We start from the raw sequence: 6,245 nt of genomic DNA on the forward strand, positions 1-6,245 counted from the left end.
TGAAACCATTTAATGGAGTGGCAACTAAATATCTACAGAATTATATGAACTGGTTTATGGTCTTGGAACGCATAAAAGAGAATAACCAACGTCTCAAATCCTTTGACTACTATGCCCTTGCTGGACAAAATGCATGGCAAATTTGGAAAACAACAACTGAATCAGTCATATAGTAGAATATAGCCTTTTAGGATTAAGATATAAACTGTAAACTTTTTTAGGGAGAGACAATTCAAACATTAGAAGATAAAAGTTGCTGAGGTTTTGAGGTTTTGATAGAAGTATAAGAAAAGTAGTACATGTTTTTAATTACAAATTACTTTCTATAATAAACAATAGCGCTACATTATTTTCAATAATAAGCTCTTAATTAGTTTTTTTATTGATAAAAAACAATCAAAAAATCTTTTTTAATGATAAAAATATATAAATAGTACTGCCACAAAAAAAAGTGTATTTCATTAAATAAGCACCTTTTTTAAGAAGCCCTCATTATCATTTAGTGGTAAGGTCTTGAGTAAAATGTAGGAAAAATATTTCTTTTTTCAATAAGTAAAAAACTACAAAAACCTCAAAACCTTAAAACCTCAAAGCCTCAATCTGTTATTTTTGAGGTTTTTGAAGTGCTGATTTCTATTTTTTACAGCTATGTTTTTACGAAATTTGCATTCCAATTTCCTTTTTAATTATTGTTACGTCAAAAGGATATCACTATTATTTATTGAGTAGCGGTAAGTCATTTACATCAAATTTAAATTAATGTGCTTATATATAAATTCAAAATGTAGGAAGGTAGTATAATTTATAACAGAGACATATTGTTATTTTATTTCTTCTTTTTTATCGCTTTAAGTACATTTATATAATGCCCTTGTGATACTCTTTGAATGTACTTTTTTTCTATAAACTGATTGATGTAACGTTCCGCAGTTTTTTCTGGTATTTGAAGTTTTAAAGCCACGCTCTTATATTGCTGAGTAGAAAAAGAAGTTGGCAATCCATCCAGAAAACTTTCCTTTTTGGTTTTACCTCTTGAGAGTATGGTTTGTTTTTCTGGTAAGTAGCGATATACTTTTTGCGTATGTACCAGTAAATTTTCTACAATAACAAGAGCATTTTCCATATCAATATCTTGGCAAAATAGCATACTGGAAAGTGTACCATTTTCCAATGATCGAATGGTAGTAAAAATTAATATCATTCGATAACATATCAATCCCAATCGTAATAAAGAAGCTTCTAACCCTGTCTTTTGCAAGAACTGGAATTTATCATATTCTTTGCTAAAAAAAGCATTGAATTGTTCTATCTGGTGTGGTTGTAAATGAATCCTGATTTCACTCCCAAAACCTTCTAATGTTTGATAGTATTGTAGGTATTTATTGCCTAAATCATTAAAGGTGCTATCTAATGATTGCTCATTATTGTTGGGAAATACATTTCTCCATTCTTTTTGTCGTTGCATTTCAAAAAAGATAAACCGACTAAAGAGTCCGTTTTCTGCATTAGGCATTAAAGATAATACCTGATCCGCAGTTCCAGAAAGCACTGCGGATAGTTGAGGATTTTGAATATCTACATATTCACTTGTTGTACGCCTGTAATAACTTATTTGTTCATGATGGAATGCTTTTCTAAGCCCATCACTATAATTTCCATGTTCACTTTTAAAAGCTTGTGCAAGGGTATCTCCTTCCGTTTCAAAGATGAGTCCTTTTCCATCATTATTTGCCAATAATTCAAAAGCTCCTGTTGCACTACTATTGGCAGGAATAAATAAGAGCTGTTCTCTGGGTTCTTCAGGTTTTGACGGAACCTCTCCTTTTCTCCTTTTTTTAAGATCCAAATACTCACTCATTTCTACTTCATACTGTACTTTTTGAGAATTGGTAATATCTCTTTTATATTTATGAATTGGATATACCAATCTTCTACACAGGTTAATCCTTCCCTTACCAGAAGAAGCAGGTGCAGTCACAAACAAAAATAGATTAGGATATACAATACTGTTATCATACATACCACATACATTAGGCAAGCAAGCACTTATAGCTGTTAAGCTACCCAATAACAATAAATCTTTTTCCTGATCACTCGTTGCGCGAATTGTTATTTCTTTAAAAAACTTAGGTAATAGCTTGTAAACGGATGTAGGTATTACAGGCAAAGGAACTTCTGACATTCGCAGCGCTTCTTCTTTAGAAATCGGTACTTTGGATTTGGGTGTCGGTAATGATACTACCTTTGGTTTGGTCTGAGAGGGAGTTACTCCAGCTACCCTTGCCAAATGGAAAAATGTACCTAACGTAGCTCCTGAATTATTACTTTGTAAACATTTTTGGTATTGTTTTCGGCAGTTAGCAGCATCATACTTTGGATAACTACTACTCACTCTTAGAAATAACTCCTCTCCCATATTTCCAAATGCATCAGCAAAGGCAAATCCGATTTTAATCCAGTCTGCATAATTTCCAGTAATGTCAATACTAGAATTTTCCAGTGTGGTCACTACTTCTTTTACTTTTTCATAATCATCAATTGCCAAAGGCGCTTCAGAAGCATCTGAATTTTTCACTTTTTCATTTTCAGTTTCTGATATTAATGGCAAGTATTTTTTAGGTTCAAATTTTAGCATCACTTGTATATTTTGGATGGATATATGGATTAGGGTCATAGGGTAGCAAACACCCTCGACTAACATCACTACCTGATGTATCTATCTGAATATTGTAAGTTTCCTTTAGATAGTTGATTACTGCTTGGAAATATTCAGTATGAGAAACTTCATTCAAGGCTATTTTAATAACCCATTTCAGCCCATTTCCTCTTGGTGACATAAATAAGAGTTGAGAAGGGAAATAAGGGTCTTTTAATAAAGTCTTTCTGATGTCAATTAATTCCGAAGTATTAGGAATACCATCGATATCAATTGTTAAGAGTTTTGAATGTGTCCGAAGTGCATTGTTGTTTCGTTTGGTAAATACTCCAGAAAACGTAACATAATCAAAGTACTTCTTTTTATACGCTTTTTGTTCTTTTTCTGAAGATAGTTTGCGTAAGTGTGTAGTGCGGTGCTTACGGGAGATATCCTTAAGCATCTGGTAGACTTCTAATAAACCAATGGTTTTAGTGGGAGTAAGATTATAGAGGTTTTTAGAAAAATAGCTAAACCTTGGTTCCCATTTAGTATCAGGCAATGTATCCAGATACTTCTGAATATAGGCTTGTCGTAAGCTATAAGTAGATACCTTTGCTTCTAAGTTCAAATGTAAAGTATGATTGATCTTTAGTAACAATTCTATTGTTGTATCTACTTTAAAATGCAATTGAGCAAAGTCAAATGTATCTCCCTTACTAGTAGCATCTTCTAAATCAATATAAGTGGCACAACGATTAACGAGAGTAATCTGTAACGTTTTTCTTTGATGTTTGGAAAATGGATTAAATGTAGGTTTACACTTGCTTCCACTCACTCGAAGTATTGTTTCTTTCGGATAATACTGTCTAAGGATATAAGCAAAGATTTTTAACCCATAGTGGGTTTTCTGTAAAATATGCTGTTTAGTGATCATATGTATCGTTTTAAATGATCATAATTATTTTAAAAAGTAGTCACATAAAAACATGACAAGCCTATACCTGTACAACAGGAGATATCATACTCTTACGTCTAAGAGTATTAAGCTGTATGTCAGTAATGATGGTAAAAGAAATGTAATTAAGTTTCCTTAATAGAAACAATAGCACATATAACAGATTCTAATAGGAGCGCAGGAGGTAGGCGAAAATATACTATTGCTATGTGTCAGAGAAAAGAAGTATTTAAAGACTATACCGCTTTTCTGGGTCTACGTTTGATTTTATACATCACCGTAGATTTGTTTACTTTATAATTTTTCAGTTCATCTGCTGTGCATTCTAAATGAGATGCGATCATATCCAGATCCTGAGCAGGGATATCTGCGTGGTCATCTGCCATTAAATTACAATAGCGATTAAAAGTTCTTGCTGTTTTTTTTAACCCCGTAATGATCTTTTCTTTAGTAACCTTGCATTTTGCTACAGGTAGCTCTTCCAGTTTTTCCTTAATACAGTACTTATAGTCTTTCATAAGTTTTAATTTTGATAATTATGTAAACCAATTATATTGACAAATAATTCGTGAAAAATACAGGGATCTGGAAATTTTGTAATAAAACCAACCCCATTTTGATTATAAAACTGTGCTTCAAGCACAAATTTATCTTTTAAAGAACATATTTTTCTTCTTGCAAGAAAATTTCTTTTACAAATGTAAAGTAATTTTGTTTACATTTCGTAACTTTGTTGAGACAAATTTGTCCAACTATTGTAAACGCATACGGATGAGCAAACAAAATCCATCAGAGAAATATCATCATGGTAAGATTCTAAAAGATTATATTTTAGAGAATAAATTGAACCGTAAAGGTGGTATCAATCGATTAGCCAAAGCGTTGCATATGACCCGACAAGGGATTTATAGTCTATACAAACAAAAGGTGATCAAGATTTATAATAGACGGGCAATTACGGAGTACTATAATTTACCAGAAGATTTTTTTCCAGACCCTGATCAACAAATAGATGACTATGACACATTGTTCAGGGAGTATGTAAATGCCAGAATAGAGATAAATCAGTTAGAAGATGATTTAGATAAAGCGCAGGCACGATATACGACAAGGTTGTTAATGAATAATTTAGTCTACGATCCTGAAAATAAAGAACAGTATAATGTATACGTAATAATGGGGCCCAATACTGAAAATTATGTCCAACACTATTTTGATCCATTATATCTGGATCGCCTTTCAAAAATTAGAATTCCTGAAGTACAAGGGGCATTTGCTTTTGAGGTTTGTGATGTCGGTATGACTAAGGTCGGTGGTTTACCTGGTAGCCTTGCTTTGAGTGATCATCTTATTGAATTTTACGAGAATATTGAAGAAAATACCCCTTATATTGTTGTTTACAATAGCCTAGAGTCTGGTTCAGGTATTTGTTGTAGGTATGTATCTTATTTTCGCCGAAAATTTAGGGTATATTCATCAGATAAATCTTTTAAGGATATGAATTTTTCTCAATTTGAAGTAAAACAAATATGGGCAGTGAAACAATTTTTAGAATTACCTATTGAACAATATAGTAAATTTTTAAAATCCAGTATGGAAGATAGTTTTGGGTAAAAAGGAGCTTGAAATATCAAATAGTAAAGGTGGATTTGTATTTACTTATATCTATATTAATAAATTAAACTTAAGAAAACATGGATTTAGAAAACGATTTTAATAGCTTGACAGATAAGATCGATACCCAAGCAGAGGAAATGATTAAAGATTTTAAAGATCATTTGTCAAGTGTGAAAGAAATTCATCCTAAAGTAGATGACAGGGCGATTTTTGAAGGTTGGGCGATTCAAAAAATAGCAGGCTTACAAGTGATCATACAAGAATTAACAAAAGACAATCAGCGATTGAGAAATTTTAGTAATTTGAATTAAAATGATTTTTGATAATTCTTATCATAATTTATAATAATTCTACGTTTTAATAAATAAAGGCGAAATTACCGCTAACTAATTCAAATATTTAGCTACAATTGAATATGCTTGTCCCCTTATTCTATCAGTTTCTCTAATATCATCCATTCTTATTTGGTTATAATTATTAAGGAATAGATATCTGTTTTATTTGTTGTTTTAGCAGTAGTAATTGCTTGAAGCATTCTTTATCTTTTTTTATTGAAGGAATATTCATGGGGTTCTGATTACAATAGACACGTTGTTAGTGTAGTAAGCTAAATCATAACTTCTGTAAGACAATTTAAACTTTATTTGACACATAATATTTTATTATACAAATACAATAAAATATAGATGTAGATTATGGTTTTATTTTAAATTTTACAAAAGGATTATCTGTGAGTTTTGGAGTTTGTAAAATTATTAGCATTTAATAGTTCTTTTTGCATTTCAAAGTAGTTTATTAAACCTTATAATTAAAAGTTCGAACTCTGGAAGCTTGGAGCTACTAATGAAGTCTAAAGTGTTAAATTTTAGTACTTTAGACTTTGTTTTCGCTCTAGTTTATAATTGCTATTATTCGTATCTTTAATTCATGGATTTAGAAAAGATAAAAATTGAAATAGGTAAGTTATCCATTGAAGATCAGGCTTTATTGGCGGCAGAACTTGAGAAATTGACTTTGAAAGGAAGTCCCGCAGTT

Annotated in this window: 5 protein-coding genes; 2 read left to right on the forward strand and 3 right to left on the reverse strand. The window is 31.3% G+C overall.

The window, feature by feature from the left end; all coding sequences use genetic code 11:
• Positions 1-826 precede the first annotated feature (826 nt).
• The 3 genes from CVD18_RS20910 to CVD18_RS20920 form a co-directional block, all read right to left on the reverse strand.
• Positions 827-2,635, reverse strand: a complete 1,809-nt coding sequence (locus CVD18_RS20910) for a DUF3987 domain-containing protein (RefSeq protein WP_158250533.1) — start codon at positions 2,633-2,635, stop codon at positions 827-829.
• Positions 2,622-3,572: a BT4734/BF3469 family protein gene (locus CVD18_RS20915; RefSeq protein ID WP_103867428.1), complete on the reverse strand. Its 951-nt coding sequence runs from the start codon at positions 3,570-3,572 to the stop codon at positions 2,622-2,624. Before CVD18_RS20915 ends, CVD18_RS20910 begins: the two co-directional genes overlap by 14 nt.
• A gap of 257 nt (positions 3,573-3,829) precedes the next feature.
• Positions 3,830-4,111, reverse strand: a complete 282-nt coding sequence (locus CVD18_RS20920; RefSeq protein ID WP_103867429.1) for a hypothetical protein — start codon at positions 4,109-4,111, stop codon at positions 3,830-3,832.
• 253 nt (positions 4,112-4,364) lie between these two features.
• Here CVD18_RS20920 and CVD18_RS20925 point away from each other — a divergent pair, with 253 nt between their 5' ends.
• Together CVD18_RS20925 and CVD18_RS20930 are read left to right on the forward strand one after the other, a co-directional pair.
• A complete protein-coding gene (locus tag CVD18_RS20925) occupies positions 4,365-5,207 on the forward strand; it encodes a hypothetical protein (protein ID WP_103867430.1) in 843 nt (280 codons plus the stop codon).
• 80 nt (positions 5,208-5,287) lie between these two features.
• Positions 5,288-5,521: a hypothetical protein gene (locus CVD18_RS20930; RefSeq protein ID WP_103867431.1), complete on the forward strand. Its 234-nt coding sequence runs from the start codon at positions 5,288-5,290 to the stop codon at positions 5,519-5,521.
• Positions 5,522-6,245: the final 724 nt, after the last annotated feature.

Origin of the sequence: Aquimarina sp. I32.4, assembly GCF_002924285.1 — a bacterium.
Taxonomy (GTDB): Bacteria; Bacteroidota; Bacteroidia; order Flavobacteriales; family Flavobacteriaceae; genus Aquimarina.